Source organism: Caballeronia sp. M23-90 (genome assembly GCF_053574605.1).
Genome location: NZ_JBSIPA010000580.1, coordinates 1 through 3,618 on the forward strand (window position 1 = coordinate 1; position 3,618 = coordinate 3,618).

The following is a 3,618-nucleotide window of genomic DNA, read 5'->3' on the forward strand; positions in this document are numbered from 1 at the left end:
CAGGCGCGCGGCTGCTGTAACCGCCTTCATCGCCGCCTCCGCCGCCGCCCGCACCGCCACGTCCACCCAGCATCTGCATTTGTTCCGCGACGATTTCCGTTGCGTACTTTTCCACGCCCGCCTGATCGGTGTACTTGCGCGTACGAATACGGCCTTCGACGTAAATGGACGAGCCCTTCTTCAGGTACTCGTTGACGATCTCGGCCAGCCGGCCGAAAAACGTCACGCGATGCCATTCCGTGGCTTCCTTCATTTCGCCGGATGCCTTGTCCTTGTAGCGGTCAGTCGTCGCAAGACGGACGTTGGCCACGGCGTCGCCGCTCGGCAGATACCGGGTTTCCGGATCAGCGCCCAGATTTCCCACCAGAATGACCTTGTTGACGGATGCCATGATTTCTCCTGTTGATTCAATTCAGTTCAATACGATTCAATTCGATGTCGCGCGGACCTGATTCACTACGCCGTGCGCCGGATCTTCTGCGGCGGCGGCTTCATGTTCGCCGCCACGATCAGCCAGGCCAGCACCAGCCCCGAGCACGCGAAAAACACAGCGCTCTGGCCATCCACTTTCAGCAGCCATCCGCCGATCACCCCGCCGATTGCCAGGCCGATCGACTGCGTGGTGTTGTACACGCCGGCCGCCGCACCCTTTCTCGTGCCGGGCGCAAGTTTGGAGACGAGCGACGGTTGCGACGCCTCCAGCACATTGAAACCCAGGAAGTAGATGAACAAGATCGCGGCCACTGACCACAGAGTATGCGGAGCGGCGCCGAGTAACAACTGGCCAATCAGGATAAGCAAAATGGCGCCGAGCATCACCGCTTTCATTTTTCCGCGTTTTTCGGCGGCAATGATTGCCGGCACCATCAGCACGAACGCGAGGCCCATGACCGGCAAATAGACTTTCCAGTGCGCCGCGACCGGCAGACCGCCTGCTTCCAGGATGCGCGGCACGACCAGGAACAGCGCGGTTTGCGTGGCGTGCAGGACGAGCACACCGAAGTTCAGGCGCAGCAATTCCACGTTGTGCAGCACTTCGGCGAACGGCGCTTTTACATGCACGGGCGGCTTGGGCGCGTCCGGGACCACCCAGATCACCACGCCCACGGCGAGTATCGATAAAAAGCCGATCAGCGTGAACAGGCCGCTCATGCCGACCCACTGGAACACGATCGGCGCGCCGACAATGGCGACCGCGAACGAGACGCCGATGCTCGCGCCGACCATCGCCATGGCTTTCGTGCGGTTTTCCTCTGTAGTCAGATCCGCGATGAACGCAATCACCGCCGACGAAACCGCGCCCATGCCCTGAATCACACGCCCGACGATGATCCACGTCATGGAATGCCCGACCGCCGCCACGAAGCTGCCGATGGCGAAGACGATCAGCCCGAACGCGATGACCGGCTTGCGCCCCAGCTTGTCGGAGACCCAGCCGTAGAAGATATAAAGCAGCGATTGCGTGACGCCGTAAGCGCCGAGCGCAATGCCGACGAGCAGAACATTGTCGCCGCCGGGAATCGTTTTCGCGTAGATGGAAAACACCGGCATGATCATGAAGAGACCAAGCATTCGCAGCGCGAAGATCGCGGCAAGCGACACGGTCGCACGCAACTCGGGCGCGCTCAGACGTGTGGACGTAACAGACGGATTGGACATCGGACGAGGTAATGTGGAAACGCGTCAGGCGGTGTGCGCGGCTCGCGCAAACCGGGCGGTCGCCTTGTGGTTGCCCGGATCGGCACTATATGAGACAGACGGCCGAGGCGGAAATTTATGCTTCAGAACGTGCTTCGGAACCGCATTCCGGCCCTGCGTGAAGGTCATGAAAAGCCCGCCGCACGCTTGATTGACGCCGATGAGCGCGGGCAACGCGCCCTCGGTAGGGTAGCCCTCCATCCTTATGGATGAAGGGCCCCCTAAGAACTGTACGTGCGAGTTTCCCCGCATACAGCTCAAGCCTACAAACGAAGCTCCGCGTTTATGACAGAACCGGCTTAGTTACCGCAATCTTACCAGCGTGCACCTGCTGGTGGCAGTGCGGGTGAAGCAAAACTCTGTTGGACAGCGTGTCTTTGCCACCATGCATCCGATACTCTAGATGATGATCGTGCCAACCCGTTTCGTCCGTCAGCGCCGTGCCACAGTGCGCACACAGCCCGCCCTGTGACATGTACAGCGTTGCCCACTGCTTGCGATAACGCATCAACTCCCACATGCGATCCTGCCGCAGTTTCTCGCCGTACTGCTCCCACTTAGGGTCAAAAGGATGAAAATCCCCTTTGATCTTTAGATGCCGCTTGATCACTGTGCCGCTGATCTGGTACAGCTCAAGCAACCCCTTACTGCCGTCCCGCTTTACTACAGGAACAGCGAACACCCAGTGACGGTCGCCGACGGAATGAAAGTACTTCTTTCTCACCCAATCGGCGCTCTTCTGCGGATGCCGCCGCTTTGACCATCGCCAGAGCCTTTGAAACACCAAATGCTCCATGCGACTGTACGCTTGCTTGGCTACCACGGGACTGTGGTACTGCGCCCAGCCCCGAAGCATCGGATTCAACAGGCGGATCAGATCCGCCTGTTTTACCGTCTTGTTACCGCTGATCGTATCCGCCACCTTGCGATAGAACGCTTGCGCGTTTTTCTTGCTCGGTTTGATGAGCAGCTTTCCCGAGTACTTCCGAAAATTCCACCCAAGGAAATCAAAGCCTTGATCTATATGGGTGATCCGCGTTTTCTCCTCGGATAGTTGCAAACCCCTAACCGCGAGGAAGGCTTCTATCCAAGGCCGGACTTCGTCAACTAGTACCTCTTGCGAGTCACCGGTTATGACGAAGTCGTCCGCGTACCGCACCACATGAATCTTGAGCTTCTTGGTTTTCGCGATCCCGAATTTAGCACCGAGGTGCTCAATCAGTGCACGCTCCAACCCGTTCAACGTCACATTGGCCAACGTCGGGGAAATGATGCCCCCCTGCGGCGTACCGGCCGTCGTCGCCTGCAACTGACCTTGATAAACCAGGCCAGCCTTCAACCACTTCCGGAGAATCGCCGTGTCCATTGGGACATTGCGTTCCAACCAGTCATGGTTGATGTGGTCAAAGCACCCCTTGATATCCGCTTCCAGGACCCATCGGGCTGAGCCCTTCTGAGACATGGAAACAAAAATCTGGGACATGGCATCGGCCGTTGAGCGATGACTCCTGAACCCATATGAGTTCGGGTCGCTCGTGGACTCTGCCACTGGCTCCAAGGCCAGCAAGTACAGAGCTTGCATCGCTCTGTCATGCATGGTCGGAATGCCCAGAGGGCGCTCCTTCCCATTGGCCTTGGGGATAAAGACCCTCCTTAAAGGCAGAGGCCTGTATCCATGCCGCTTCAACCGATCGACAGCAAGCCGTCGACTTTCAGGCGAATCCCATAGTTCACGATCGACTCCAGCCGTTCGCGCACCTTGGTTCTGCGTAACACGTCGTACCGCATGCAACTTGGCGGACAACGTGCGGGTCAACATCCGTTGCAAGGCTTTGACCCTGCGCCATTTGCCTTCCCGCGTCGCCTTCGCAATTCGAATCTGCATCCCTCTCACGTTTCGTTCAACCCGACGCCAATCTA

General features: G+C 58.4%; 3 protein-coding genes. All 3 read right to left on the reverse strand.

The features are described from left to right. A partial coding sequence (gene ssb, locus ACRXB1_RS32830) for a single-stranded DNA-binding protein (RefSeq protein ID WP_449494400.1) occupies nt 1–391 on the reverse strand: 391 nt, incomplete at its 3' end. A gap of 65 nt (nt 392–456) precedes the next feature. Next, complete coding sequence (locus tag ACRXB1_RS32835) at nt 457–1,659, reverse strand: MFS transporter (protein ID WP_061998381.1); 1,203 nt, start codon at nt 1,657–1,659, stop codon at nt 457–459. 322 nt (nt 1,660–1,981) lie between these two features. Continuing rightward, nucleotides 1,982–3,618: group II intron reverse transcriptase/maturase (gene ltrA, locus ACRXB1_RS32840; protein ID WP_449494401.1), on the reverse strand; the 1,637-nt coding region annotated here is incomplete at its 5' end.